This is a genomic window from Pseudarthrobacter sp. CC12 (genome assembly GCF_039907755.1).
GTDB classification, from domain to species: domain Bacteria; phylum Actinomycetota; class Actinomycetes; order Actinomycetales; family Micrococcaceae; genus Arthrobacter; species Arthrobacter niigatensis.
In genome coordinates, this window is the sequence record NZ_JARDJH010000024.1 from 1 (window position 1) to 26,991 (window position 26,991).

A 26,991-nucleotide genomic window follows, 5' to 3' on the forward strand; every position below is an offset into this window, starting at 1 on the left:
GTGGAGTCCAGCTCGGAGACCTGCGAAACGGGGACGTCCCACCAGGACTCGGAGGACGGGGCGTCAAGGAGCGGGTCGGATTCGACATGGATCAGGATCGGGCCACTGTTCTCGGGGGCGGCCTTCGCATCGCGGATGGCCTGCTCGAGTTCGGCGATGACCTTTTCCCCCGGTTCGATCCGGATGACCTTCACGCCGAGGGACTCGGCGTTCAGGGCCAGGTCCACGGGCAGGGTCTCGCCCTCGTCGAAGCTGTGCTGTTCCTCGTTCAGGGCCCGGTACTGGGTGCCGAACCGCTGGGACCCGAGGGATTCGGACAGGGATCCGATGGAGGCGTAGCCGTGGTTCTGGATCAGGACCACGATCAGCTTGATGCGTTCGGCGACGGCGGTGACCAGTTCTGTGTGCATCATCAGGTAGGAGCCGTCCCCCACCATCACGACGACGTCCCGCACCTGGGCCGCTTCCCCACCAACTCCGCCTGCCGCCGTCGTGCCGGCCGCTTCGGCGATGGCTGCACGCTTGACGCCCAAGCCGCCGGGGATCTCGTAGCCCATGCAGGAGTAGGCATATTCGACGTGGTAGCCGAACGGGTCCCGGACCCGCCACATCTTGTGCAGGTCCCCGGGCAGGGACCCTGCGGCGCAGATGACCACGTCGCGGGCGTCCATGGCCCGGTTGGTGGCGCCGATGATCTCGTTCTGTGCCGGCAGCGGGGTGCAGCGGGTGTCGAAGGCTTCGTCCACCGTGGCGTTCCAGCGCTTCTTCTCCGCGGCGATCTTCTGTTCCAGGTCTGCGCCGACCCGGTAGCCGCCCAGGGCGGCGTTGAGCTTGACCAGGGCCTTGCGGGCGTCGGCGACGATCGGCAGCGTGGTGCCGTGCTTGTAGGCGTCGATGGGTGCGACGTTGATGTTCACGAAGCGCACGTCCGGGTTCTGGAACGCGGTCCGGGACGCGGTGGTGAAGTCCTCGTAGCGGGTGCCGATGCCGATGATCAGGTCCGCCTCGGCAGCGATGGCGTTGGCCGCCGTCGTGCCGGTGGAGCCAATGGCACCGAGGGAGAACTGGTGGTCCCACGGCAGCACGCCGACGCCTGCCTGCGTGTTACCCACCGGAATCCCGGTCAGCTCGGCGAACTTCGCCAGTTCGTCGTTGGCGTAGGCGTAGAGGCCGCCGCCGCCGGCGATGATCAGCGGACGCTTCGCGGCGCGGATGGCTGCGGCGGCGCGGGCGATGTCCTCGTCGTCGGCCTCGGGGCGGCGGATCCGCCACTCCCGCTCCGCCAGGAACTCGACCGGGACGTCGAAGGCCTCGGCCTGGACGTCCTGCGGCAGCGAAATGGTCACCGCGCCGGTCTCGGCCGGGTCCGTCAGGACCCGCAGTCCGTGGTGGAACGCCGAGAACAGCTGCTCCGGACGGTTCACCCGGTCGAAAAACTTGGACAGCGGCCGGAACGCATCATTGACCGTGATGTCGTAGGCGTACGGCTGCTCAAGCTGCTGCAGGACAGGGTCGGCGGCGCGGGTGGCGAAGGTGTCGGACGGCAGCAGCAGCACCGGGAGCCGGTTGGTGGTGGCCAGCGCGGCACCGGTGAGCAGGTTGGACGAACCCGGACCGATCGAGGTGCTGATGGCGTAGGTCTGGCGGCGGCGGGTGTGCCGGGCGTAACCGACAGCCTGGTGCACCTGGGCCTGCTCGTTCCGGCCCTGGTAATACGGCATCAGGGCCGGGTCCAGCTGCTGGTACTGCTTCAGCGCCTGGCCCACGCCGGCCACGTTGCCGTGCCCGAAAATCCCGAACGTGCCCGGAATCAGCCGCTCACGGTAGTCAACGCCGCCCACCGTGTCCACGGTGTACTGCCGGGAAAGGTATTCGACGACGGCCTGGGCCACCGTCATCCTGCGCGTAGTTGTGCCCATGGCTAGTTCTCCGGGAATTCTATGGTGTGGTGCAGGAGCGAGGCTGCCGCGGCAACGGCGCCGGCGACGTCCCCGTCCGCGGGGTATAGGAGGGTACGGCCAACGGTGAGGCCCTGAACTCCCGGCAGTGCCAGCGCAGCCTGCCAGGAGGCGAAGACTTCGTCCTGGGATCCGTCCGGATCCCCGCCCAAGAGGACGGTTGGCATGGTGGTGGCGGCCATGACGCGTTCCATCTCCGCCACCACGGGAAGCTTCATCCAGGTGTAGGCGCTCGTGGAACCCAGGCCCTCGGCGATGGCGATGGACTTAATCACGGAGTTGGTGGAGAGGTCGTTGCGGACCCGGCCATTTTCGCGGACGGACAGGAACGGCTCCACCATGGCGATCAATTTCCGCTCCGCCAGGGAATCGATGGCCTTGGCTGTCGCTTCCAGGGTCGCCACGGTGTCCGGGTCGCCCAGGCAGATACGGGTCAGCATCTTGCCGCCGTCCGCACCGAGCGCTTCGAGGGCGGCGGCGGTGTGGCCGGTGAACCGGTCGTCGAACTCGTTGACCAGGCCGGACAGGCCGCCGCGGTTCATCGATCCGAACACCAGCTTGCCGTCCAGGGCCCCCAGCAGGAGCAGGTCGTCCATGATGTCCGGGGAAGCCAGGACTCCGTCAACCGCCGGGTTGGCCAAGGCGATCTGCAGCCGGTCCAGCAACTGGCGCCGGTCCGCCATGGCCACCGGATCGCTGCCGACGGACAGGGCACCGCGCGCCGGGTGGTCGGCGGCGACGATGAAGTTCTGCCGCCCGGCCTTTACGCCAGGGTGGCGGCGGCGCGACTTCGCGGCGCGGGCCACAGCGTCAGGGTCTTCCAGGCGGATGGTGCTTAGGTGCTCGTAGCGGCGGGGATTGTCATCCACGGCGTTGGTCGAGGCGGCGTGCGTCAGGGTCACAGTGCTGCTCCTTCGGGAATTGAAGCGCCCGAAGCCGCACCCGGCACGGTACGGCCGCGTTCGGCCAGCAGCGAGGTGACCTCATCCGGCGTCGGCATCGCATCGGCGCAGGACAAGCGGGAGGCCACAATCGCTCCCGCGGCGTTCGCGTAGTCCAGGACCTGCTCCAGCGGCCAGCCGGACAGCAGCCCGTGGCAGAACGCGCCGCCGAACGAATCACCGGCACCCAGGCCGTTGAGGGTTTCCACCGGGACGGGGGCGGAGACCACGCGCTCGGTACGCGTCTTGGCCATCACGCCTTCGGCACCGAGCTTGACCACGGCGATCTCGACGCCGGCGGCCAGCAGCCGGTCCGCCTGCTCGTCCGGGGTTCCCTCTCCTACGGCCACGGCGCATTCCTTGTCATTGCCGATGGCGACGGTGACATGCGGGAGAATCCTGGCCACTTCTGCGCGGGCTTCTTCCTCGGAGGCCCAGAACATGGGCCGGTAGTCCAGGTCCAGGATGGTGAACTGCCCCTCGGCCAGGCCGGTGCGGGGACGGGCCTCATGGGCAGCGAGGTGCGCGGAGCGGGAAGGTTCCTGGCACAGCCCTGTCACTGTGGACCAGAAGATGCGGGCGCGGCGAATGGCTTCGAGGTCCAGCTCTTCAGCCTTGATCTGCAGGTCCGGAGCAGTGGGGAAACGGCCGTAGAAGTACAGCGGAAACTCGTCAGTGGCCGGCTTGATGGCGCAGAATGTCACCGCCGTGGGCCAGTCCCTTACCGGCGTGACGAACGTGTCGTCGACATTGAACTTGTGCAGTTCCCGGTGCAGGTAAGTGCCGAATGCGTCGTCCCCGGTGCGGGTAATGACGCCCGTCCGGCGGCCGTGGCGGGCGGCAGCAACAGCCACATTGGACGGTGAACCACCCAGGTATTTGCCGAAGGAGTTGACGTCCTCCAGGCCAACCCCGATGTCGTTCGGGTAGATATCAACGCTGATGCGCCCGATCGTAAGAAGCTCGTGGGTCACGTGAATCGTGGACCTTTCTGGTGTGGAACTCGAATCCTTGAGGGGCAGGTTCTCCGGAACTGGGCGGCCCCGTGATGTGGGCCACAGAACTACCTTGCAACAGATCGGTTGTCATGTCAAAGGTTTGTACTGACATACTTACAGTCAGACTGGACGCCTCCGGGAGGGTTCAGCGTTACTTCTTCGGGACGGCAAGCTCACCAGTCACGTACTGCGCGCGGCCGAATCCGAACGACCAGTCCTCGGCAGTGTTTTCGACGTAGCCAATGAAGACATCCTCACCGGAAACGCCCACCGCCGACAGCTTCTCGGCGACGGCCGCAAAGAGCCGCTGCTTGGCCTCCTGGGACCGTCCACCCTGGGTAAAGATCTGAATCATCACCACGCCCCCAGTGCGCTCAAACCCAAGGCCCGCGTCCTGGGCGAAAATCTGCCCCTGGGGGTGCTCGGTGACGATATGAAAGTAGTCGCGTTCGGGGATGCCGTACTCGCCAAGGATCGCGTCGTGGATCCCCCGACTTAGCTTCTTCAGGTCATGGCGGGTACGGCCTTCGTTGACATCAATACGAACAAGAGGCACAGAGTTCTCCTTTGAGAGTATGTTAGAACATTCTAACAATATAGAGGAACGTCGGCAATGTTGGCCAGGTCTAGCTGATCTTGGCGCTGCAACGGTAGAAGGCGCCCGTCCGGCGCAACCAAAGCAAATCTCCTCAAGTCCGGAGAAATGGCTCGCTGCCGGCGAGATTGCCCACTTGGACTACACCTCAACCTGACATCAGAGTGGGGCGGCATGAGCTGTGAAGTTCGGCGATCTTTGACGGTGCTTTGTTTGCGCTGTTTGTCGTTAGTTGCGGATGACCAGAGTGCTGGCGGCTGCTTCGATGACGTCGTCAGTGATGGTTTCGAGCTGGTTGATCTTCAGTACGCGGGTGATCTAGGGAGGGAAAAAGGAATCAAGAGAGTCGGTCAACCTGTCTAGACTTGTTTGCAGGAATGAGCTTGGAAGGGATGGACTGCCATGGCGGCCAGATATGTAACGATCGCTGAGGATCTGCAGGCCCGGATCGCCGAAGGGCAGTGGGAGGTGGGCGCCTTCCTGGCGTCCGAGCCGGAGCTCGCATCCAAGTATGGAGTGTCCCGGGAAACGCTCCGCGCGGCGCTTCGTCAACTCGAGGATGCCGGCCTGATTGCCAGGCGTAAGGGCCAGGGTACACGGGTCGTCAGGCTCCAGCCGGTGCAGGAATTCCATACAACGCTCTCCTCGATCGAGGAATTGGCGCAGTATGGACGGACGGCTGAGCGCACCATCCTCTCCGTCGAAGAGGTGGTTGTTGGCGGCCCTTTGGCTGATGAGCTGGTGGTGCCTGAAGGTACGCTGCGCACGGTCATCACATCAACCCGACGGGATCCCGCGGAGGGCGGCCGGGCGGCGTCCTGGGCAAAGGTCTACATCTCACCCGCGGATGCACACCTCATTCAGGATGACCTCAAGGATAGTGACCGGCTCGTCGCCGACCTGGTCGCCGAGCGCACCGGTCGCCAAGTCATCCGGGTTCTGCAGCAGATCAAAGCGACCGTACTGGACGAGGAAGCTGCCAAGGCGTTGGGGGAAATACCCGGCTCAGTGGCGTTGCGGCTGACGAGGCGTTATATCGATGCTGACGGCGGGATCCTTGCTGTCGCGATCAGCACACACCCGGCCGCCCGCTTCGTCTACGAATCGGTCCTCGAGCGCGGCTAGAACCGCCTTTCGGTCGCCTGCTGCAAGACCGGCCTTGACATCACCCCATGACATGCCTCACATTTGTCTAGACAGAAAATGTGTCTAGACAAGTGAGGCGTCAATGAAGTCGCAAGAACAGCTCCTGGAAGCAGCCGCTCCCCGTCCGAAGAAAGCCTGGTACTGCAGCCTGGGTACACAGGTCATGATTGCCATGGCCCTGGGAATCGGGGTGGGCTTTGCCTTCCCCGGGTTCTCAGCCCAGCTCAAGATCGTGGGGGATCTGTTCCTGGCGCTGATCAAGGCGGGCATCGCGCCGTTGGTCTTTTTGACGGTGGTGCTGGGCATCCTCTCGGCCGGAAACCTCAAGCAGGCCAGCAGGATCGGGTTCTCGGCTCTGATTTATTTCGAGGTGATCTCCACCGTTGCCCTTGGCCTGGGACTGCTGGCCGCTAACCTCCTGCAGGTCGGGGAAGGCGCCGGCGCGCTCACCGCTAACAGTGGAAAGCCCCCGGCAACGGATGGCGACCACTCCTTTGCCGGCTTCCTGAAGGGAATCTTCCCGGAGAACTTCTTCGGTGCCTTCACGTCCGGCCAGTTGCTGCAGGTCGTTATTCTCGCCGTGATCTTCGGCGCCGGCCTCCTGACCCTCAAGCCGGCCGTTCTCGGCAGGATCCAAGGCGGCCTCGACACCGTCTCCGAGGCATTCTTCGGCTTCATCAACGTGATCATGAAGCTCGCACCCATCGGCGCCTTCGGTGCCATCGCCTACTCGGTCGGCACCAACGGCAGCGCCATGCTGATCGCACTCGCCCAGCTCGTGCTCGAATACTGGGCCGTCGTCGCCCTGTTCATCACCGTGGTCCTCGGCCTCGTCTGCCTGATCGCAGGGTTCAACGTCTTCCGCATCCTGCGCTTCGTGAAGGTCGAAATGTCCCTCGTGCTCGGCACCGCCTCATCTGAGTCGGCCTTGCCCGGACTGCTGAAGAAGCTCACCGCGATGGGCTGCTCCAAGCAGAGCGTCGGACTCGTCGTTCCCACCGGCTACGCCTTCAACCTTGACGGCACCTCGCTGTACATGTCCATGTGCACCATCTTCCTGGCCAACGCCTTCGGCGTTCACATGGGACTGGGCGAACAGCTGGGCCTGCTCGCGATCATGCTGCTGACCTCCAAAGGTGCAGCCACCGTCTCCGGCGGCACCTATGTCGTCTTTGCTTCCACTGTGGCCGCCACCGGATACCTCCCGCTGGAAGGCGTCGCCATCCTCTTCGGCGTCTACCGGTTCATGTCCATGGCCACCGCCTTCTGCAACACCTTCGGCAACGTTGTGGCCACCATCGTTGTTTCCAAGATGACTAAGGAAATGGACGCCCGGAAGGTCCGCCGCGCACTGGCCGACCCCGCCGCGTTCTTCGCCGAAATGGACCGCCAGGAAGCCCTGGAAGCAGCTTCCCCTACCGGGCACGGCACCGCCGCTGAAACACCAGCCCTAGCCACCAGCGGCGCCCCCGAAATCGTCTCCACCGCCTCCACGAAATAAAGGACCATCCATGAGCTCCACCGTTTACGACTCCCTGCTATTCCGCGACATGTTCGGCACCGCCCGAATGCGCGCCATCTTCAGCGACGACGCCTACGTCAGCCGCATCATCGACACCGAGACCGCACTCGCCCGTGCCGAAGCCCAAGTCGGACTCATCCCCGCCGACGCCGCCGCCAGGATTACCAAGACCGCAAACTTCGCCGGACTCGACCAGGAACGCCTGCGCCTCGAAACAGAAATCGTCGGCTACCCCATCCTGCCCATCGTGCAGCAGCTCTCTGAACAGTGCGGCGACGACGGCCGCTACATCCACTGGGGCGCAACAACCCAGGACATCATGGACACCGCCACCATGCTCCAGTGCAAGGAAGCCGTGGGCATCCTCACCGAACAGCTCGACGGCGTACGTTCCGCCCTCGCCCGGCTGGCAGAAACCCACGTCAACACCCTCGCCGCCGGCCGCACGCACCTGCAGCACGCCCTGCCAGTGACCTTCGGCTACCGCTGCGCCGTCTGGCTCTCCTCCCTTGACCGGCAGGCCGACCGCCTCGCTCAGGCCACCCAGCGGGACCTGATGGTCCAGTTCGGCGGAGCCGCCGGCACCCTCGCCTCCCTTGGCGAAGGACCAGAAGGCCTGGAAACACGGGCCGCCCTGGCAACGGAGCTCGGCCTGACTGACCCCGACATCACTTGGCACGTCGCCCGTGACGGCCTCGCAGAACTGGTTTCCCTGCTGGCCAACATCGGCGGTTCCCTGGGCAAGATCGCCTTGGACGTCATGCTGATGTGCTCCTCCGAATACGGTGAAACCGCCGAGCCATTCGTAATGGGCCGCGGCGCCAGCTCTACCATGCCCCAGAAACGTAACCCGATCTCCTGCGAACTCATGCTCGCCGCAGCAAAGATGCTTCGCGACAAATCCTCCACCATGTTCGACGCGATGGTGCAGGACTTCGAACGCGCCACCGGTCCCTGGCACCTGGAATGGGCCACCATCCCCGAGTCCTTCCTGCTACTCTCCAGCTCCCTCGCCCAGGCAGAATTCATGCTCTCCGGCCTCGAAGTCAACGTCGAGCGGATGCGCGAAAACACCGCTATCACCGGCGGGCTCATCGTCGCCGAAGCCGTCATGATGGCCGTCGCCCCGGTCCTGGGCCGCCAGGAAGCACACCACGTCATCTACGACGCCTGCAAAACCGCCATCGAAACCCACACCACCCTCGAATCCGAACTCCTCGCCCACCCCGAACTCGTCCAGCACCTCGGTGCACAACGCATCGCCCACCTCTGCGACCCCGCCGGCTACCTTGGCAGCGCAGGCGCCATGACCAAACAGGTCATCTCTGCCCGCACGCGGTAGTCCAGACATCCGAACGGCCAGCCCACCGTGCACGCGAGTGCACCGGTGGGCCTGGTCTTTTAACAGGTGAGACGTCTGATCCCTGTCTCATAATCCCTCTGCCTCGAAATCGTCGAGTTACGAGGTAGTTCGAGCCGGCGCCGGCGGGAGACTGCCTCCGGGCCGAGCCGGCCTCGGCGCGTGATCCGAGGGCGACACGGAGCGGTGCAAGAACACCGCCATTTATCGCCAACTGTCACAGCCGCTCGGCGCCGAGCAGCTACCGACGCCTGCATACGCTCCGGTCCCAGACTATAGCCAGTTTCGAACAGCGCTTGCAGGCTGATCGTCCGACGCAGCACACCCTAACCTGACGTCAGGTGACGATGAGCAAAGCGTCAGAATTGGGTTCTCAAGGTAGTTGCTGCACAGGCCTGGAGAGTGGTCTTAGACCCCAGCCTGACATCGCGGTGGTTCCGCTATCGAGTTTGTTGGAGATGCAGACTCACCGTGGTGCCCTCAGCGGGACTCCCAGTAATTTCGAGTCGGCCTCCGTGCGCTGCGGCGATCCTGGAACAGGTCGCCAAGCCCAACCCGGACCCGCCGGGATCGCCGTCGCGGTGCAGTCGCACCAGTGGTTCGACCACCCGGACGCGGTCGCCCAGACTGATTCCCTTACCGTTGTCCACCACCCTCACTACGACCCCGGTGTCCGAACGCTCACCCTCGACACGGATAACCGGAGGAACCCCGGGGCGGCTGTACGCGACAGCGTTACTGATCAGGTTCTGCAAGGCCATCCGCATCTGCCCCTCGTCCGCATCAAAGACCAGGTCCTGACACGTAAGGACCGCGCCGGACACCCGTAAGCCCAAGCTCATGTCAATGCTGACCTCTTCCACCAGATCCGACAGGGAAAGTTGTTTCCTCTCGAGGGAACCTCCGAGGGAGGCAAATCCGAGCAGTTCCTCGACCATGGACAGCATTCTGCGGGCACTTGAACCCGCGATGCGCAGGTATTCCGCGATCTCCGCCGGGTCGGGGTCCATGTCGATAGAACCGAGCTCCGTATATCCGAGAATTGATGTCAGCGGGGTGCGGAGATCATGGCTGACCCGACCGGTGAAATCCGCAAGACGTTCGTTGCTGCTCCTGGCCACAGCCAAGGCATCAACAAGGTCCGAGTGGAGACTTGTGACCCTGTGCGCGGCGAGTAATCGGGTGTGGAGGTGGAAGGGGTCCAGTGGTTTTGTGACGTAATCGTCGGCGCCGGCGTCCATGCCGGCCAGGACGTCATTTCGGGATCCGTGGGAGGTCACCAGCACCAGATAGGTGTAGTTGTCTTTGTCAGCGGCTCGGATGGCGCGGCAGAGGCTGAGCCCGTCCATCCCGGGCATACTCAGATCCGTTACGACCACGTGCGGCTGATGGTTACGGTAAAGCTCCCAGGCAGTATCGCCGTCAGCGGCGGTGATGCATTCATGTCCCGACTGTTCAACCGCTGCCCTCGCGACTAGCAAGGACCCCGGGTCATCGTCAACGACCAACACCCTCATGACGGGCACGAGTTGTTCCTGTGCTCCGCTGATCCCCGTTTCACCCACGACAACGGCCCAGCCCTTCGTCACCACAGAAAGTGGCCTGACCATGGCAAATCAAAATAGGTAACACTCGACCCCCGCCGTGTCGATGATGCAGCCCGTTGCCTCAACCGGACAAGGCTGAGTCTACCCATCGACCAATGTCGATGGATCCCACGATGAAGGACAACTTCCACCGGACCCTCGACTACGTTCTCATTCGCTACCGTCGGGCAACCAACCTGACGTCTGCGGGAAGCTCCAGAACGTCTGCGGTCCTGCGATCCGACCTCCTGCTTGTAAAGGCCACTGCGAAAGCACCCATTTCCTTGGGTACGAGGGCCGCCAGTCTCCGCGCCTAGTACGGGGTGCCCTCGGAGTTGAGGTCGGAGGGATATATTTTGGGTGTGCGTCTCCGTCCGGGTGTTCGGTCGGCCCGTGTTTCGAGTTCTTGCGGGCGCTTCACCCGAGAACGATACTCACAAAACTCACAGGATTCACCGGAGGCGCCTAACTCACAAAACTCACAGAAACTCATAGGATGGATCTGTGATTGAAAATCCATTCAGACCCTCGGCGGGAGCGACTCCACCGGAGATCGTCGGCCGGGCAGGCCTCCTTGACGAATTCCAGTACGGCCTCCGGCTTGGCTCGGGCGCCCCGGGCCTGCTGACCATCTTCACCGGCGCCCGCGGGATCGGCAAGACGGTGATGCTCGGGGCAGCACACGACGCCGCCCGCCAGGAAGGCTGGGCAGTCATCGCCGAGACCGCAACGGAAGGCTTCATGGGCCGCATCGGCGAGGCGATGCGCACCCTGACCGAGGAACTTGGCACCGGCCCGCAGAACCGGCGCATCACCGCCATCGGCGCAGCAGGCTTCAGCATCACCACCCAGTTGGCACCCGAACGCCAGGTGGCATGGCGCAGGCTCGGCGAAGAACTCCTCCAACTCCTCAACGACAGAAACACCGGCCTGATCATCACAGTGGATGAGATTCACGCCGCGGACCGCAACGAACTGGCGCAGTTGGCAGCGAGCGTTCAACACTTCATTCAGGACCGGCTGCCGATCGGTTTGGTTTTCGCCGGACTGCCCGCCGCGGTATCGGACCTGCTCAACGAAGGTGTCGCGACGTTCCTGCGCCGGGCCGACAAAATAGACCTCCACGCAGCGGGCATCCGCGACGTCGAAAGATCCTTCACCTCCATTTTCGCCGCGGCCGGTTTCGACATACCGCCGCATCTCGTCCAGGAAGCAGCCGCCTCTACCGGCGGCTACCCCTTCCTGATCCAGCTCGTCGGATACTTCCTCTGGCGCGAAGCCGAGAACAACAACGGCGCGGTGACCGCTGCCGAGGCGGACCGGGCGGTTCAGGCCGCACACCGGCGCAACGCCCGAACCGTCATCGAAGCCGCCCTCTCCACCGCGTCTGGAAAGGACCTCGATTTCCTGCGCGCCATGGCCCAGGATGACGGGCCATCCATCGCTGGCGACATCGGACAGCGTTTGAAAGCGAAGACCAATCTCGTGGCCAACTACCGTTCACGCCTGCTGGCCGCAGGCCTGGTCGAACCAGCCGGCCACGGCAAAATCGACTTCGCGATACCAGGCCTGCGACAGTACCTTCGCAACCTCAACGCCGACTAAGACCACCGACCCGGAACCGCGCAAGCCCCGGGAGCAGAGTCAGAACTCACCGGCCAGTACCCGGGTTCAGCGCAGGAATGTCCAGGAACGCTGGGGCCAAGGCGAGTCGGAACCGGTCATACCTGCCACCCATGAGGCGTGTTCGCTGTGGTCCGGGGTGCGACGGGTCGGCCACGGCTTCCATAGTGTCCTCATGATGGGGCGCCGGGGTGCAGGCGGGTCGCTGGTGAGGAACCGGTACAGGTGCGCGTACTCTCAGCAGAAAGTTGCCTGGAGTAACCTGATGGCCGTCGCTCAGGGGCATGCTCCCCCGGAAAATAGCAGGGCCGGGGTTGGGACAGTCTTGAGCGAACATTGTGCTTAACAGGGGCTGCCGTTTGGTAACCGGTCCTAGCCTTGAACCAAGTTCCCGCCGATTGGGGGGTGGGGTCTTGAAGTGGGGAAGGGCCGGCGGCGGGTCATCCATCAATTTCGGTGGGCCCCACCGCCGGCCCGCCACAGTGAATTCTTGGCTGGCCCCACTCTGCGCGCCTAGCGGCCGAGGTCAGGCGGGCGGTGAAGTGAATCGTCGAGTATCCGCGTTGCAAACCGTCATGCCACCCGTTGAGCCCGGATCCAACTTGGCCCACCGGGCATGGACGCAGTCTCCGGCGTCGAGGGTGAGCACGTCGCGCGTCTCTGCTGTCACCGCGGGAAATGCTCAGGGCAGCCGTTTGCCCGGACACTTCGCGAACAAACGGCGTTCACATCGGCCCGCAGCTGCAGCCGGGCTAGCTCACTTCGCGGGATTGCGTCGAAGGATCCGGAGCAGATCGTCGACCACCATCCGTAATTCCTCGAACCCGTGTTGATAGTACAGAGGGGTCATCTGGTTCAGGGGGGCATCGTCCAACTCCGCCAGTAACCTGATGCCCTGTTCGATGACCTCCTGATCGCTCTCGTAGATCTGTGGGCGTTTTGGGATATCGGGCTCGTCTGTCATGGGTTCCTCGCTTGCCGGGTGGGTTTCGGCGGAGCCGCCTGGGCGGCCCGTCATTGGTGGTGCCGCCGTCAGCGGCTTAGACCGTTTTTCGCCCGCTCCGTGCCGACGGCTGCACCTGTCCGGGTTTTGCGTGCCCTCGCCGCACTCTTGCCGATGGTGATGGCGGCGCCGGGGTGGGTCCCCTCACTCCGAGCTGCGGTGAGCCGGCCGCGGATCTGCGCGTCGCTGGCCCCGGTATTTTCCAGGGACTCGGCAAACTTTGCGTGGTGTTCGGCTGAGCCGTAACCGGCGGACGACGTGCTTTCGGCTGCCCGGCCCTGGTCTGTGAGTCGCTTGCTGTCGTTGCCGGTGACGCGGTGTTCGATGTGCCGGCCGAGGTCTTCGAGGCGGGTGAAGAGTTCCTTTTCGGCGCGTTCGTACCGCTGTTCCGAGGACAGGAACTGAGTGCCGGTAAAGCCGCCCTCGGCAAGGAGTTTGGCTTCGTGCAGTTCCTTGGCTGCTTTGACGAATTGGGGGTCCGTGAAGTGGGCGTCGCCTGCGCCGTTGATGTTCGCGGTGGTTTCTTTGCGCAGTTGCTCGATGTCGGGGCCGTTGATGCCGTCCTTGCCGATGAGGAACAGCCGCTCCTTGATATCGACGTCTGCAGCTGCAGCAGCTTTGGGTGTCTTTGCGCTGTGGGCGCGCTGCAAGGCCTGTGCCAGTTCTGGGTTCGCCAAAAACTCCACGGGTACTTGGTGGCGCTCCATTTCAGGTGCGAACTTTGTCGCCTGGGCGCGGAGTTCCTGTGCCTGCGCAGCCGCGATTAGCTGGATAGCTTTCTCGTGTTCGACTGCGGCTTTCCGTGCTTCTTCTTGGCTTCGTGCCAGCTCGTCCGGCCGAGCTTTTCCAGTCGCTATGGCGTCGATCCCTGATACAAGGTAGGCGGTGTCCGTGCCGACGTCGTATGTGTCGATGCCGTACCGGGCCAGGACTTCTTCACGGATTCTTGTAGAGGCTTCGAGGGCGGTGGGGTCGTGGTCTTTCCAGCCCTCGGCGACTGCGTGGGCGGTGGCAATATCTGCTGGTTGCGCGGTGTCCCACCACTGGTCTTTTTCGATCGGTGCCAGTGCCGCGCGGGCAGCGGCGCGTTCGGCAGCGAGGCGCACCTGGGCTTCGTGCGCCGCCTGGGTGTCGTGGTGTTGCTGCTGCCGCTGGGCTTCCTGACGCCGGCGTGCCAGCGTTTCTGCGATCCGCGCTGCGACTATCAGGGATTGCCGCATGCTGTTGTCGAGAAAGTCGTCGATGCCGTCTGCTTCACTCATGGTGTTCCCTTGCACTGGTGGTGTGAACTTTTATCGGTCGAGCCCCGGCCCGGCGCCCCGGTTGGGCTGATGGGTCTTAGTTGGTGTCGCCGGGGTGGGGGTCGTGGGGACCACGGACCCGGGACGGATCGGGGCCATGCCGCGGCGTGCAATGTCGACAGCCCTGGGTGGAACCGCGGCCGCCTCCCCGGGCTGTTGCCCTGCTCCTACGGGAACGGTCTTGGGCATTGTCGCGGTGAACGGTGCCAGCTGGTTCTCAACGACTGCCCGGATGCGCTGGGCTTCCCGGGCACGGCCGGACTGGGCATGCATTTCATACACGGCGAAGGCGGTGTTGATCAGCTGCACCATGAGCGCCGTTTGCGCGGCCGTTTTGTTCTTGCTGGACGCTGCCATGAACAACATGGCGGTGCCGGCAATGGAAGGAAGTGCCACCGGTTTGCTGTGCTGCCGGGGGTTGCGGAGCTGGGCTGTGCGGGACAGTTCGGCGGCGGTTGCGGCCAGCGGGCCGGGGGTTGGTTCGAGCCGGTGTGACCAGGCGGCGAAGGCGCCGGAAACGTCGCGGGCTGCTTTGGCCCAGGTCGCGTGATCGTCCCGTGGGATGCTGCGGAGCTGGTCTGCGAGTTCGGTGGCGTTTCGGGTGTAGTCGACCCAGAGCTGCGGGTCCGGTGTAGTTTGTTCCGCGCCGTGGGTGTTGGCCTTGCGTTTGTTCCGTGCTGCCGCGTTCCATTCGGCCGCGGCCTCGGTTGCCGCTTGTGGGGTGTCGGCCCATTCCTGCCGCAGTTGTCCGAGGCGGAGGTCGGTGGCGAGGGTGCCGCCGCCGAACCAAATCGGCCGCTCCCCCGGCTTGGGACGCTCCGCGACGGAGTAGCCAACGATGACGTCGGTGGTGTTCTTCGCGTAGCGGGGGCGGACCAGCAGCCCGGTGTCCCGGGCGCGGCGGACGAACTCCGCTTCGCTGCCGGATGCGGCCGCGCTGGCCCGCACTTTGCGGGCGAGGGAGGCGCGGTGCATCTCGCGCTGGTCGCGTGCCGCGGTGGCCTTCTCGGCCCGGTCGTAACCGCGGGTCGCGTGGACGCTGGAGAGTTCTTCGAGACCGTACTTGGTTTCCAGGTCCCGGCAGGTCTGTTGTGCGCGTTTGTAGTCGCCGTGGGCGGAGGCTTTGGTGCCGTCTTCGCGGACCAGTGAGACGGCGATGTGGATGTGGTGGTTGCCGTTCTCACTGGTTCCGTGGTTGATCGCGACCCACCGGCACTGCGATTTGCCGCTGGCTTCGGTGAAGCCCATGGCGTCGACGAAGTCGTTGGCGATATCGCCCCATTGCTGGTCCGTCAGGGCGCCTTCTTCTGCGCGCAGGCTCAGGGAGCAGTGCCACACGCTGGCGTCCTTGTATCCGGCGAAAACGCGCTGCTTCTTCACCGGGTCCCAGACCATGTCCTTGACCCGGACTTCGACACCGAAGGCCTTGCGTGGCTGGTCCAGGTGCTTCGCGATTGCGGCCGCGTCGTCCTTGTCCAGGACACCGTCGTCGTACCACGCCATGATCGCAGCGTCCCCCGCCACCAGGTGCGGGTCGGTGTGCGCGTTCTTCGTCTTATCCGCATCCGTCGACACCAGATACACCATTAGGCCGGCCATCATCGAGCCGCGGGTGATGTTCGGCATCATCCCTACATCAGCCCCTCAATGGTGCGGTCGATCCGAATCGCCACCTCACGCACATACGCCAAAGCAGCCTTGGCGTCCTGGGGGAACTCGTCGCCGGCGTTTGCATGCCGGGCGATCTGGTTCACGTTGTTCGACACCCGCGCCAGCAGCGTGTGGATCGCCATCAGTTCAGCCATTGCCGCCCGCCGCTCCGTCGGGGTCTCCGAGCCTTCCGACAACGCTGCCGTGACCAGCAGGTTTGGGACAGTGACCTTCTCCCTCGCCGCCCTCGCAACCAGGGCCGCTTCCTCCGCAGCCGTCACCCACACCTCACGGCGCTTCTTCGTCCCCGCAGGGGAATTCGCCCGCCGCCGCCGCGAAAGCCGGGAGCGCGGCACATCTTCCTCATTCACGCACTCCCCCAATCCCTCGGTTCCCGCAGTCAAAAGCCCAGCGCAGCGACCCCGAAACCCGGGGACCCACAAGCCAGTGTGCCAAACGACGACGCAGGAGCCGTGCAGGACACGCCCGTTTACGCCCGTGTAAACGTATAGCTTGCTCCGCTCCAGAAAGCCGGGTGGTCAACGGCGTGTTGGGCGGTGATGGACGCTGGCGTCGGGCTAGGGTGGAGATACGCCACGACACGCTTTCTCAGGGGGAGACAATGCGTCCAATCGAAACGTCCACCGACCGGCTGCGATCAGGCAGCCTGACCTACGAGCCCGAAAACGCAGCCATCTGGGGCGGGAAAATCACAATCGACCTACCGGTCGATCCCCCGGCCCCGCGCCAGCATCTCGTCACAGCAGCAACCGACCAGCTGCCGACCGGAAAACATCATGAGAGCGGCAACGAATGGGATGACGACTGGGTCGACGCGCCGCCCGTAACAATCCAGGGCTGCATCGACAAAGTCGCTAACCGGCACCTCAACGACGCCACCGGATCCAGTGCCCACATCTGGATCGGCGCCGAACGCCTAACCGCGTGGGTTATCCTGCCAGCTCCCCTGCCCGAGCGTCCCGACACCCCACTGCCCGGACCCCTCTTCAAGGAGTACGGGCCGGAACCTGAGACCTATCTGCGCCACGTCGAGCACAGGGCGCTGACGCCCGACCAGGAAGCCATTCTCCCGGCGGTCATCGAATCAGTCCGCGACGTTCTCCCGCCGGCACTCCAACCCCACCTCGACGACATCTCCCACCTGGTCGCACAGGAGATCCCCGCCGCGGAAGACCTGCTGCGCGCCTACCAGCGCACCTCCATCCCGGAAGTTCTCGCCGAATACGACCGGGCAGGCAGGCCCGAACCACTCGAGCCCGAATACCAGCAAGCGGTGAAAACCGCTCAGCTCTCCTTCCCGCGCCACGCCACCGAAGCCCTCACGACCGCCGCCCATACCGTGGCGGCGACACCCTCAAAGGCTGCCGCCGGCGTCGCCGCCCGCCCCGCCTTCGACCGCTGACCACCACCCGAAAAGGAACACATCCAGCATGGCCGCCATCAACATCGAAGCAACCAAAAACCAAGCCCGCGCACTCCTGAACTCGCGCATCAAGTCCGTCGAAGAACTCGTCCACGCACGCCAGCGCGTCACCGACCTCAAAGAACAGCTCGCCGCCGCAGAACGCGACGACAAGCGCGCCTACGTCAAGGCAACCCGCGACGGCTGGAGCCCTGACGAACTGAAGAAACTCGGCCTCGAACCTGCCGCCGCAGGGCGCCGACGCAAAGCCCAAGCCAAACCCGTCGAGACCCCCGGCACATCAGACTCACACGGCTCACAGGCGACCTAGCCCCTCGCGCACATGTGCACGGCAAAAGCTAAAACCCTTCGGGCTTTCCCCGCACACATGTGCACGACGGGACCCAACTGACCGGCTGCACACAAACGCCAGGTCACCACACCCACGAACCCGCCTCTGGGAGCCGGCGAATGTGCCCAGCCTCGAAAGACGAAACGCACCAGCGGCAGCCTTCCCCATGGTCCAAGACCTCCGCTGCCGACGCACCAAAAGAGCGCTCGGGTTTCTTCAGCCGCGACGACACAGGACTACACAGCGCCGCATGCCGGACAGATTCGGAACCACTCCCAGGGGGCTGGCTTCTAAGGCACAGGGGGCTTCCCGGGCCGGTACAGGGCGGTGACAACCACAAGCAGCAGGGCGGCGCTAATCACCACCAACTTCCGCTGGCCCGCGTGATCCAAGCAATGGCACCAGCCGCAGCACAAGAGTTCATAAGATGGTGACCCTGGCCCGGCAAAAACGGAAGGCCGACACCCGTCAGCGGGTGCCGGCCTTCGACGTTTCAGTTGCTGTGGGTCAGTCGTCTGCGGGGGACTCCCCCTCGGAAACCTGGCCGGATGCAATGCGCTCCGCTGTCTTCTCGTACGCGGCATCGATGTACGCGCTCAGATCATCTTCCCGGACGCGCCAAACGCCGCGGCCGCCAAACTGAGCTGCCCTCAACTCTCCACTGCGCACGAGCGCATAGACCAACGGTTTACCAAGGTTCAGGACTTCCTCAACCTGGTCCAGTGTCAACATCCGCGGGAACGGGTTAGCCACGGGCGCACCACTCCTGCTTACTTCCTCAGACCTCTTACCCACGCTTACGTTTCCTCGCTTCGGTGCTGCATCTCATCCATCGTTCTCTGCCCCCGCCGCAGCTCGCCGGCCGGCACGGGAGGCCAGGGCTTGCCGCCGTTGTACTTCCGCTGCAGACGCTTCACTTCACGCATCGTCGCCCGAACAATCAGGTCCGAAACACTGGCGTCGCCCTCCTGCAGCCCGGCAGCCTTGAACGCCGCCCGGACCTGCCCGGCCTGGTCCTCCGTGTAGTACGGCGTGAACGCAGCGATCCGCTTAGGCCTGGTCATGTGCGGGCTGTCCGTCCGTCTGGGGACCCTGCGGGGTGATGCGCTGCAGCAGAGCGTCATGGGCCTCCTGGAGTGCGGCCGCGCGCGCCTCCGCGGCCGCGGCCCGCGTACCTGCAGCGTTGGCGTCGGCTGCTGCCTGACGTTCGGCGGATCGTGCCTGGTCAACTTGCTCCGCCGCGCCGGCCAACTGGCGTTCAAGCTCGGCGATTTTCGCAGTCAACTCCGAGACCGCGTCGTCCTTCTCGGCGGTGACCTTATCGAGGTCAGCGACGAGCTCGGCGACTTCCTCATTCAATTCCTTTTTCTCCTGCGCCCAGGCCACTTCGGTGGCGGCGTGGCGCTCGTTCGCCGCGGCCGACGCTTCGGCCCAACACGTCCCCGCAAGCCGGGCAGCCTGCTCCAGGATTGTCGGCGGCGTCGCCGCGACCTGGCCACCAGCGGCCTGCTTCTCCTCCGCCCATTCCTTCAAATACCGCGTAGCGTCCGCATTGCTCACCCCAGCTTCTGCACGAACCGTGGAGACGGTTGGCCTGCGTTCGGCGCTGATCTTCTCAGCAGCGGCGAATACACGGTCCTTAACACTCAAAGCCACGGCGGAACCCTTTCAAAAAAATAGAAAAATAGTAGGAGTAGTAGCAAAACTACTACTCCTACTATTCGTTGGCAAGGGTCTTAGCAGCGCCGCTCGTCTAGAACGGGGGTTCGGAGTCGGGGCCGTTGCCCCAACCGGCGGCGTTGCTGTTCGCCGGGACGGCCCAGGGGTCATCCTGTGGTGCCGACTGCGCTCCCCCGGCACCGTTCCCTCGGTTCCCGAAACCGCCACCGGCCTGACCGCCCTGGCCGGTGCTGCGCTGGGTGCGGTTTACCTTCGCATTGGCATACCTGAGTGAGGGGCCGACCTCGTCCACTTCGAGCTCGATCACGGTGCGCTTCTCGCCTTCCTTCGTTTCGTAGGAGCGGGACTTCAACCGGCCCATGACGATCACGCGCATGCCTTTGGTCAGGGACTCGGCCACGTTCTCCGCCGCTTCCCGCCACACACTGGCACGGAGGAACAGCGTTTCCCCGTCCTTCCACTCGTTGGACTGGCGGTCGAACGTCCTGGGCGTTGATGCGATGGTGAAGTTCGCGACGGCCGACCCACTTGTCGCAACTGCCGTGAGTTTCGTTTGACGGCTTTAGCCCTGACATTACGCGGTTCCCTTCTATCGCGGTCATTTCCGCGGCAGCGACGCGTAATGAAGTTTATTCAAGATTCCTGAAGGACTTAGTGTTTTCCTGACATTCGTTCACCAGGGTTGAAGTGAGGCACGCGTGGTTAAGTTGGCGGTCGTCCGCCCGGCCATGGCCAGGCACGCGCTGTCGCCGCAGGAGCTGGACGATTTCGAGCAGGAGCTCGTTGACCAGTTCGCTCTTGCCGCGGCCGCCACCGGCATCACTGACGAGCACATTGCGCAGGAACGCTCGGTGATCTTTGCATTTCTCCGATTCCTCGGAAACTACCTCTGGACCGCTCAGCCTGAAGACGTCGACCGGTTCCTCAACAGGGAGCGCAAGGTGCGTGGACTGGCCAAAGCCACTATCCATGGAAAAGCCGGCACCCTCGCCCGCTTCTTCGAGTTCCTGACCAGCCGCTACCAGGGCGAGATTCACCAGCACACGGGACACATCGTCACGCAGCCCGTGGATGAATTCAACAGGCCTGCGAAAGCCGACTACGACGGCGTCATCCGCGTGCCGCCCTCCCGGGGAGAGGTGGAGGTGATGTTCTCGGGGTGGCGGGAGGCGCTGCCGGATGCCCGGAAGTATCTGCCGGCGGCCCGGGCCTACGTCGCCGCCTCGCTGTGGCGGCGCGTCGGGCTGAGGATCAACGAAACGGTCATGCTCGACATTCGTGACTGGCGGCCGGACTTGGGTGAGCGGGGAAAACTGCACGTAAGGTTCGGCAAGGGAAGCATGGGCCGTGGACCCAAGGCCAGGATGGTGCCGGCGATCAACGGCGTCGACGCCTTGTTGAATTGGTGGCTCACCGATGTCCGTCATCAGTTCGGTGATGACTGGCAGAATCCAAACGCACCGATGTTTCCGAGCGAACGGCGCGACGCGGATTTGAGTTGCCGCCGGAGAGCCGGAGATGACACGCTGCGGACCGGTTTCGCCAACGCCGTCGATCTGTGGCTGCCTGACTGGTCTGGCCGGCTGACGCCTCACGGGATGCGCCATTTCTGCGCTTCGTCCATGTATGAGCACGGAATGGATCTGAAGGCCATCCAGGACCTGCTCGGGCATGAATGGCTTTCGACAACTACCCGCTATATTCACGTCCACGACAATCATGTGGAGGCAGCATGGGCCGTGGCGAACGATCGCGTCGCGTTGCGATGGGGAACTGGAACGAGGTGAACCGATGCGTTGGAACCTGCGCATGAAGGCCGCAGAACGCGGCATCTGGAAGTCAACGGAGCTGCGACGCCGGTTGTCGGATGCCGGGCTGGAGATGAGCGCCGGGAAGATGTCGGCGCTCTGGACCGGAACCCCGACGTCGATCCGGCTCGACGACCTGGACGTCATCTGCCATGTCCTGGATTGCGAGCCCACCGAGCTGCTCATCAGGGAACCCGAGGTTGTCGCTGCCCGGCGCCCGGTCAAGGAGAACACTGCCGCAGTGGGCGGCGCGCAGGTGATCACCCCGCGGCTGGGACGTAACCGTAGCCTTCCGCCGGTGTGAGCGCACCACGGACCTGCCCCTGATGCGGTGAGCGTCCGGTCGCGACAGCCCGGGACGTGTTCTGTCACCAGTGCATGCCGGGCGGACCGTTCATTCCTCCGCCCTGCCGCAAGTGCGGCAGCAACGACCTGTATTTCTCCGGTGGGCTTTGCCGGCGGTGTCACCGTTTCGCACCTCATGTGATCGACAGCTGCATCGATTGCTTTGGCTGGGGTGTCACGCGAACAAGCGGCTGGCTCTGCGAAGGCTGCCGCGGGTGGCGCCGTCGGTTCACGAACATTGGTCCATGCCGTTCCTGCACCGAGGTAAAAGCGCTGAGCGGTGAAGGTTTCTGCCGACTTTGCTTCCGCACTGCAGTGGGCGCACGGCCGCACGGAATCGGGCCAAGTGTGCTGGAGATGAACCGGCACGGCCAGCAGCTGTTCCTTGTCGGTCTCTTGCGGCAGAAACGCCATCCCGTCGCCTCTGGACCGGAAACTGCGCCCCGGCGCCGCAGGTCATATCCGGTTGAACACCAGCAGTTGACCCTGGTTGACGCACCCCGGGACTTCACGAGGATCCGGGGTGTTGAATTGCTGCCGGATCCGGGATTCGGCGAGTTCCTGGACGACGCGGTCCGTTCCCATGCGGAAGAGCATGGCTGGAGCAAGACGCGGATCAACGTAACCCGCCAAGGTCTGCGGTTGCTCGCCTACGCCCAAGCGACACCGGGCGCGCCGATCAAGGCAAGTGAGGTGGCAGAGCTTAATCCCGTCGCTTTCAACCGGCAGCCCATCCTGGACGTGCTGGATTCCGCGGGCATTCTTGACGATGACAGGGAACCGGCGATCATGACCTGGTATGCGCAGCGGATAGCGGATCTGCCTGATGGCATGGCAGATGAGATGAACACCTGGTTTCAAATCATGCTCCGAGGCAGCAGCACCTACCCCCGTTCCAAGCCCCGCGCGCCTGTGACCATCCGGGTCCGGGTCAGGTCCCTGCTGCCCGCTCTGCGGGCATGGGCCGCCGAAGGCCGCACCTCCCTCCGGGAAATCACCCGGGACGACATCAACCAGGCATTGCCGCCCCAAGGAAGTAACCGCACCCTGACCTGCACCGCGCTGAAGTCGCTGTTCCGGATACTCAAGGCAAAACGGCTCGTCTTTTCAAATCCGACAACCCACCTCAGGTCCGGGCGACCGGAATCCCGGATCCCGTTGCCGATCAATGATGCCGCCATGCGCGCTGCATTGGGCTCCGGTAACCCCGCCCGCGAAGCTTTGGCATCGCTGATTGGCTATCACGCACTGCGCAGCGGGCAGGTCCGGGGTCTGCTGCTGACCGATGTCCGCGACGGCCGACTCTACCTGCCTGACCGGACCATAGTGCTGGCACACCCCGCACGCCGCTGTCTCACGGCATGGCTGGACCACCGAAGCAGGACATGGCCCGAGAGCATCAACCCTCACTTCTTCATCAACATCCAAACGGCAGTACGAACCGCCAAAGTCAGCCACGTCTGGATCAACAGCACCCTCGGTTTCGCCGCCCAGGCGCTCCGGGAAGACCGCATCCTGGACGAAGCAATCGCCACCAAGGACATCCGTCGCATCGTCGATCTCTTCGGCCTCAGCGTCAAAGGCGCTGAACGCTACCTTCGTTCCCTCGACGACGTATCGACATGACGAGGGTCCGTCGATCAGGGATCGGCGGACCCTCAATGCGTCCGGGAAAGAAAGGACTCCAATGACAGGGATGTCTTCGGGCTACTTCTCAGTCCCCGACGCCCCCTTCCCTTAGCAGGTCAGCGGCACGCGGCCTGTCAGGCCGGTCGAGCTGCTGGCAGAGCAATCGAAAATGACCGTTCCCACAGGCTGTTCAATAACGAGATGGATGGACGTAATGGTCAGTGTCGGGTTGACGCCTGTCCAGTTGGGATTCGGGCAACCAGCCTCGGCTCCCGTTACTGTTGCCGGCGCAGTTAGAACCGACGGCTCGGTAACAAGGGTCAAATTGCCGTTCTTGATTGCGTCGCCGCTGATGAACGTCGGCGCTGTTGCAGGGCCCACCAAGACCTTGTTTTGTCCCGGCGCGACATTGCCGCCCTGATTCTGGCACTGGTAGACGGCGGAACCCGAAGTGGTTACCGTAGCGAGCAGATCATCGTTACCGAGGCCGGTGAGCACTGTGCGGCACGTGGTGGACGCGGACCCCGTTGATGTGGAAACGGTACAGACTGGTTCGCCGCCCTTTTTGAAGTGCGGGCTGGCGGCCTGCGCTGCAGACAGCCCCGTCGTAAACACGATGAAGATGGCTGCCAACAGCATCATCAGCGGCCGAAGGTGATTTTTCATGGCTTGCCTCATTGAAAGAGCATGCATCTGCTAAGCCGCAGTTAACGCTCATGCACCGCGGCTGACAATGGCCGACCGTTGCCCCAGCTGCGTGGCCGCAACCGGGCACCCCTCCCAGCACTATGCGCCCTCATGATGAACAACAGCAGCACTTGACCTCACGCAAGCCTGCTATTGCAGAACACAGGATACTCAGCCGCAGAACTGGCGTCCACGCTTGAATCCCCCTAAAAAAACCCCATTTTGAGCGATTGCTCCTGGTTCGGTTCTCTGCTGAAAACGGCAGACAATGAAGGCAAGGTCGCTAGACGGGAGAGTTTGCCAAGAATCTTGGGCCTATCACTTGGTGGGCGGTATAAGTTCCTCGAGGGTTCGCTGTCCTGGTCGCATGCAGCCCGCCGGAACGCCCGGCCATTTCCGCCCCCCGTTGTACTTTCGCTGCAACCGGCGCAGCTCGCGCAGCGTGGCTGCTTCGACCAGGGCAGTGATCGAGGGGTAGCCCTCGAGCTTGCCCACGGCCTGCACTGCAGCTCGGATCTGGTCCGCGTCGTCTTCGCTGAAGTAGGGGGAGACAGTCTTCGTCTTCTTAGGAATCCGCATCTGTTGCCTTCAAGCTAGGACCCCTGATGTCAGAAGGTCGGTTCCTCGGCGCGGGCACGCTCTGCGTACCCTTCGGCGGTTGCCTTCTTGCCGAACCAGGGGTCGTCGTCCGCGTATCCCTCGGTACTGACTTCGGCTGCGCCTTCCTGCTGCGATTTGAGCCTGTCCCTCCGGTCAATGCGCGAGGCTTCTTCCCTCACGGGGCGGCCTTCCGGGGAGCCGGTAGCCGTCGCTGCTGTGTAGCGAAGGGACAGACCTATTTCATCGATCTCGAATTCGATGACCGTGCGCTTCTCCCCCGCCTTCGTCTCGTAGGTGCGGGGCTTGAGCCGGCCGCTGGCGACCACCCGGCTGCCCTTGGTCAGCGAGGCGGCAACGTGCTCGGCTGCCTCGCGCCAGACCGTGGACCGAAGGAAGAGGGTCTCGCCGTCTTTCCATTCCTTACTCTGGGCATCAAATGTCCTGGGAGTGGATGCGATGGTGAAGTTCGCGACCGGAGTGCCTTCAGTTTTACCGAACTCACGGGAAACCGGGGTGAACCGCAGCTCTGGGTCCGATGTCAGGTTTCCAATGACAGTAATGGTGGTTTCGCCGGCCATGATGGTTCCTTTTCCTCGTGCGCTGGTGATGTTCTCGATGGGTGTTGTGGGTTCGTTCTGGAGTTCGGTCCCACCGGGTTCGTCGTGGGTGAGGTCGTTGGGTTGGTACTGGCTCGCAGTGTGCGCGTCCCAGAGACCGCCGTCCCCGAGCGGGGCGCGGCTGATCGTCTGAAGGTACCGCTCATCCCCTCCCCTGTCCGGGACGGAGTAACCGTCGTACAGGTCCTCCGCGAGGGGTTCCACAATGGCGGGTTCTACAACGTAGGGGTCCACCACGTTGGAGGGAATCCGTCCGCTGGGGTTGACCTGCCGGAACAGGTCCACCTCCAGCGGGATCCGTGGGCTGAGGTTGTACCCGACGACCGGGCGCAGGGTGGCCATCGTCCTCACGCCGCCTTGTGGCTCATGGCCGCTTGGACGAGCTTGTCGCGGCGCAGGCCCGACCAGCGGTCCTGGTCATCGGCGTTGTTCACCACGACGGGAACCTGGGAGTAGCCGAGTTCGGCGGTGATGTACTCCAGCGCTGCAGGGACTTCGGTGATGTCCACGACCGCGTAGGTGATGCCTTGGAGTCGAAGTAGTCCTTCGTCTTCTCGCAGTTGGGGCAGTCGGGCTTGGTGTAGACCGTGTAAGCGGCGGGTGTTGCAGTCATTTTCAGTACCTGGTTTCGTATCACATGAGTTTCGTTCGTCTGGCTGACTTGCTACCTCAATTCTACCAATCATTCAACTCAATGGATAGTGCTTATTCCGCGTATTTTAGGGGTTTTCGGGTTAAATCGTCCTCCAGAATGGGTGCAGCTGACCCTGCATCTGAGCCCAGGGTGGAAGGCGGGTAACGCCGCCGGCGACTGTGGTCATCCCCGCAGGTTCCCCCGGCGGAAGCCCCCATGCGCCGTAGAAGGTGTGTGCCGGCCGTGGTGACATGAGGGTCCTTGGGTCATGGCCGACGTGAAGAGGTGTCGTCCCGGCTGAAAGAAGTGTCTGTCCTGGCATGGGTGTGCCGGTGGTGTCGGTGGTGGACCATGGGAAAGGTTGCCGGCCGGGCAGGATGCCCGGCAGTGGGTAGCCTGCAGTGAGGTACTGTCCAAAGATTGGCGGGCTGGCGCGGAACGTGGGGGGTGGCGTATGGGTGGTGCGCGGCGTGCTGCACCGAATCCGGAGTGGGTGCAGATGTATCGGAGGGGTCTGCCTGCGTCCAGGATCGCCTCGCTAGCAGATGCCGCGGGATCCACGGTCCGGTACCACCTGCACATCGCAGCGAACGAAGACCCGTCGATCCGGGCCGAACATCGCCGGGCGGCCAAGCCCCTTCCGGCCAGGATGGACGGCCGCAGCCTGAAAAACCTGGAGGACGTCATTGCCCTGTACCGGGCGGAGCGCCGGCTGCCCAGCTCCCGGGCGAAGTCCGCACGGGAGCGGGCCCTTTGCAGCTGGCTCGGGCGCAAACGTCAGGACTCCGCGAATGGCACCCTCTCCCCCACTGTCAAAGAACGACTTGCCGAAATTCCCGGCTGGGACGCGCAGCGCCGGCAGAAGGAACACCGCGAAGACCTGTGGAATCGGCGCCTGGCCGAACTCATCTCCTACCGGGCCGAGGGCAATGACTGGCCCCTGCACAAGAAGGCCGGCACCGAGCAGGAGCGGGTTCTTGGGGTGTGGCTCCACGGACAAAGAATCACCTCCCGTCAAGGAACATTGACCCCGGACCGGCGGGCGCGGCTGGACGCGGAGTTGCCGGGATGGCGGGAAGGCCGGGCCCGGCGCGGTGGACGACCGAAACCCAGCACGCCTTGAAAACTAAGCATGCTTTCTATTAGTTTGGTGTCAGCTTCTCCGTCTGTCCCCCATCAGGCGGAGCGGCTGCCAGGAAGGCCCCGCACGACGAACGTTTTGCGGGGTTTTTCGCTATCCGCACTTGCGCAGCGGGTGCCAGTATCCGAACGGCAGAGGGAGTATGCAGTGGCCCAGGGCGATATCGAGACGTATTACGAAGATGGGCAGTGGAAGAACAAGCGTGAGGGCGCTGACCGCGCGTTTGGTGCCGGTTACGGCACCAAGGAAGAAGCGGTGGCTGCGGGCCGGGAAGCGGCCCGAGCTGACAAGGTGGAGCACGTCATCAGGAATCAGGACGGCCAGATCGCTGAAAAGAACAGCTACGGCAACGATCCGCGGAACGTCCCGGGCTGATTGCCGAGCAGCGCTTT

General features: G+C 63.8%; 26 protein-coding genes and 3 pseudogenes. 11 read left to right on the forward strand and 18 right to left on the reverse strand.

What is annotated here, in order from left to right; translation table 11 throughout:
• From iolD to PV772_RS15595, 5 genes and pseudogenes are all read right to left on the reverse strand, one after another.
• The coding region (iolD, locus tag PV772_RS15575; protein ID WP_347886708.1) for a 3D-(3,5/4)-trihydroxycyclohexane-1,2-dione acylhydrolase (decyclizing) at window positions 1-1,919 on the reverse strand (1,919 nt) is incomplete at its 3' end.
• Window positions 1,920-1,921: 2 nt separating this feature from the next.
• A complete protein-coding gene (locus tag PV772_RS15580; RefSeq protein ID WP_347886709.1) occupies window positions 1,922-2,860 on the reverse strand; it encodes a deoxyribose-phosphate aldolase in 939 nt (312 codons plus the stop codon).
• Complete coding sequence (iolC, locus tag PV772_RS15585; protein WP_347886710.1) at window positions 2,857-3,873, reverse strand: 5-dehydro-2-deoxygluconokinase; 1,017 nt, start codon at window positions 3,871-3,873, stop codon at window positions 2,857-2,859. The genes PV772_RS15580 and iolC overlap by 4 nt, the downstream gene beginning before the upstream one ends.
• Window positions 3,874-4,048: 175 nt before the next feature.
• Window positions 4,049-4,453, reverse strand: coding sequence for a tautomerase family protein (locus PV772_RS15590; protein WP_347886711.1), 405 nt, complete (start codon window positions 4,451-4,453; stop codon window positions 4,049-4,051).
• A gap of 267 nt (window positions 4,454-4,720) precedes the next feature.
• A pseudogene (locus PV772_RS15595) lies at window positions 4,721-4,810 on the reverse strand (ATP-binding protein); the annotation flags it as partial.
• An 84-nt stretch (window positions 4,811-4,894) separates the two neighbouring features.
• On the opposite strand from PV772_RS15595, the gene PV772_RS15600 reads away from it, so the two are divergent.
• The 3 genes from PV772_RS15600 (at window position 4,895) to PV772_RS15610 (ending at window position 8,502) form a co-directional block, all read left to right on the forward strand.
• Window positions 4,895-5,617 (forward strand): GntR family transcriptional regulator, encoded by a 723-nt coding sequence (locus PV772_RS15600; protein WP_347886712.1) that lies wholly within the window; start codon window positions 4,895-4,897, stop codon window positions 5,615-5,617.
• A gap of 103 nt (window positions 5,618-5,720) precedes the next feature.
• Window positions 5,721-7,139, forward strand: a complete 1,419-nt coding sequence (locus PV772_RS15605) for a cation:dicarboxylase symporter family transporter (protein WP_347886713.1) — start codon at window positions 5,721-5,723, stop codon at window positions 7,137-7,139.
• 10 nt (window positions 7,140-7,149) lie between these two features.
• Complete coding sequence (locus PV772_RS15610; RefSeq protein ID WP_347886714.1) at window positions 7,150-8,502, forward strand: adenylosuccinate lyase family protein; 1,353 nt, start codon at window positions 7,150-7,152, stop codon at window positions 8,500-8,502.
• Between the two features lie 458 nt (window positions 8,503-8,960).
• Here the strand turns inward: PV772_RS15610 and PV772_RS15615 are convergent, their stop codons facing one another.
• The gene (locus PV772_RS15615; protein WP_347886775.1) at window positions 8,961-10,037 is read right to left on the reverse strand and encodes a response regulator; all 1,077 of its coding nucleotides are present in this window, start codon (window positions 10,035-10,037) and stop codon (window positions 8,961-8,963) included.
• A 573-nt stretch (window positions 10,038-10,610) separates the two neighbouring features.
• Between PV772_RS15615 and PV772_RS15620 the strand changes: the two genes are divergently transcribed.
• On the forward strand, window positions 10,611-11,711 hold the full coding sequence (locus tag PV772_RS15620) for an ATP-binding protein (protein ID WP_347886715.1): 1,101 nt from the start codon (window positions 10,611-10,613) through the stop codon (window positions 11,709-11,711).
• Between the two features lie 775 nt (window positions 11,712-12,486).
• Here PV772_RS15620 and PV772_RS15625 read toward each other — a convergent pair.
• The 4 genes from PV772_RS15625 to PV772_RS15640 all read right to left on the reverse strand — a co-directional run bounded on the left by PV772_RS15625 (window position 12,487) and on the right by PV772_RS15640 (window position 16,054).
• Entirely contained in the window at window positions 12,487-12,693 is a 207-nt protein-coding gene (locus PV772_RS15625; RefSeq protein ID WP_347886716.1) for a hypothetical protein, read from the reverse strand.
• A gap of 68 nt (window positions 12,694-12,761) precedes the next feature.
• Entirely contained in the window at window positions 12,762-13,994 is a 1,233-nt protein-coding gene (locus PV772_RS15630) for a hypothetical protein (protein WP_347886717.1), read from the reverse strand.
• 30 nt (window positions 13,995-14,024) lie between these two features.
• Window positions 14,025-15,662, reverse strand: a complete 1,638-nt coding sequence (locus PV772_RS15635) for a relaxase/mobilization nuclease domain-containing protein (RefSeq protein ID WP_347886718.1) — start codon at window positions 15,660-15,662, stop codon at window positions 14,025-14,027.
• Between the two features lie 2 nt (window positions 15,663-15,664).
• The gene (locus PV772_RS15640; RefSeq protein WP_347886719.1) at window positions 15,665-16,054 is read right to left on the reverse strand and encodes a MobC family plasmid mobilization relaxosome protein; all 390 of its coding nucleotides are present in this window, start codon (window positions 16,052-16,054) and stop codon (window positions 15,665-15,667) included.
• 251 nt (window positions 16,055-16,305) lie between these two features.
• Between PV772_RS15640 and PV772_RS15645 the strand changes: the two genes are divergently transcribed.
• Together PV772_RS15645 and PV772_RS15650 are read left to right on the forward strand one after the other, a co-directional pair.
• A complete protein-coding gene (locus tag PV772_RS15645; RefSeq protein WP_347886720.1) occupies window positions 16,306-17,106 on the forward strand; it encodes a hypothetical protein in 801 nt (266 codons plus the stop codon).
• A gap of 28 nt (window positions 17,107-17,134) precedes the next feature.
• Entirely contained in the window at window positions 17,135-17,437 is a 303-nt protein-coding gene (locus PV772_RS15650) for a hypothetical protein (protein ID WP_347886721.1), read from the forward strand.
• Between the two features lie 528 nt (window positions 17,438-17,965).
• Here PV772_RS15650 and PV772_RS15655 read toward each other — a convergent pair.
• The 4 genes and pseudogenes from PV772_RS15655 to PV772_RS15670 all read right to left on the reverse strand — a co-directional run.
• Entirely contained in the window at window positions 17,966-18,253 is a 288-nt protein-coding gene (locus tag PV772_RS15655) for a helix-turn-helix domain-containing protein (protein WP_347886722.1), read from the reverse strand.
• Window positions 18,254-18,255: 2 nt separating this feature from the next.
• Window positions 18,256-18,522, reverse strand: a complete 267-nt coding sequence (locus PV772_RS15660; protein WP_347886723.1) for a hypothetical protein — start codon at window positions 18,520-18,522, stop codon at window positions 18,256-18,258.
• On the reverse strand, window positions 18,509-19,114 hold the full coding sequence (locus PV772_RS15665) for a DNA-binding protein (protein WP_347886724.1): 606 nt from the start codon (window positions 19,112-19,114) through the stop codon (window positions 18,509-18,511). The genes PV772_RS15660 and PV772_RS15665 overlap by 14 nt, the downstream gene beginning before the upstream one ends.
• A gap of 97 nt (window positions 19,115-19,211) precedes the next feature.
• A pseudogene (locus PV772_RS15670) lies at window positions 19,212-19,667 on the reverse strand (single-stranded DNA-binding protein); the annotation flags it as partial.
• Between the two features lie 169 nt (window positions 19,668-19,836).
• Here PV772_RS15670 and PV772_RS15675 point away from each other — a divergent pair.
• The 3 genes from PV772_RS15675 (at window position 19,837) to PV772_RS15685 (ending at window position 22,917) form a co-directional block, all read left to right on the forward strand.
• Complete coding sequence (locus PV772_RS15675; protein WP_347886725.1) at window positions 19,837-20,925, forward strand: tyrosine-type recombinase/integrase; 1,089 nt, start codon at window positions 19,837-19,839, stop codon at window positions 20,923-20,925.
• Between the two features lie 22 nt (window positions 20,926-20,947).
• The gene (locus PV772_RS15680) at window positions 20,948-21,250 is read left to right on the forward strand and encodes a helix-turn-helix transcriptional regulator (protein ID WP_347886726.1); all 303 of its coding nucleotides are present in this window, start codon (window positions 20,948-20,950) and stop codon (window positions 21,248-21,250) included.
• A gap of 398 nt (window positions 21,251-21,648) precedes the next feature.
• Window positions 21,649-22,917 carry a hypothetical protein gene (locus tag PV772_RS15685; RefSeq protein WP_347886727.1) on the forward strand — a complete coding sequence of 423 codons (1,269 nt, stop codon included), beginning with the start codon at window positions 21,649-21,651 and terminating at the stop codon, window positions 22,915-22,917.
• A 111-nt stretch (window positions 22,918-23,028) separates the two neighbouring features.
• Here PV772_RS15685 and PV772_RS15690 read toward each other — a convergent pair whose 3' ends face one another.
• The 4 genes and pseudogenes from PV772_RS15690 to PV772_RS15705 all read right to left on the reverse strand — a co-directional run bounded on the left by PV772_RS15690 (window position 23,029) and on the right by PV772_RS15705 (window position 25,437).
• A complete protein-coding gene (locus tag PV772_RS15690; protein WP_347886728.1) occupies window positions 23,029-23,586 on the reverse strand; it encodes a hypothetical protein in 558 nt (185 codons plus the stop codon).
• A 339-nt stretch (window positions 23,587-23,925) separates the two neighbouring features.
• Window positions 23,926-24,186, reverse strand: coding sequence for a hypothetical protein (locus PV772_RS15695; protein WP_347886729.1), 261 nt, complete (start codon window positions 24,184-24,186; stop codon window positions 23,926-23,928).
• Between the two features lie 29 nt (window positions 24,187-24,215).
• Window positions 24,216-25,166, reverse strand: coding sequence for a single-stranded DNA-binding protein (locus tag PV772_RS15700; protein ID WP_347886730.1), 951 nt, complete (start codon window positions 25,164-25,166; stop codon window positions 24,216-24,218).
• 5 nt (window positions 25,167-25,171) lie between these two features.
• Window positions 25,172-25,437 (reverse strand): annotated as a pseudogene (locus tag PV772_RS15705) (glutaredoxin family protein).
• A gap of 520 nt (window positions 25,438-25,957) precedes the next feature.
• Between PV772_RS15705 and PV772_RS15710 the strand changes: the two are divergent.
• Window positions 25,958-26,581: a helicase associated domain-containing protein gene (locus tag PV772_RS15710; RefSeq protein WP_347886731.1), complete on the forward strand. Its 624-nt coding sequence runs from the start codon at window positions 25,958-25,960 to the stop codon at window positions 26,579-26,581.
• Between the two features lie 165 nt (window positions 26,582-26,746).
• Window positions 26,747-26,974, forward strand: coding sequence for a DUF2188 domain-containing protein (locus PV772_RS15715; RefSeq protein WP_347886732.1), 228 nt, complete (start codon window positions 26,747-26,749; stop codon window positions 26,972-26,974).
• Window positions 26,975-26,991: the final 17 nt, after the last annotated feature.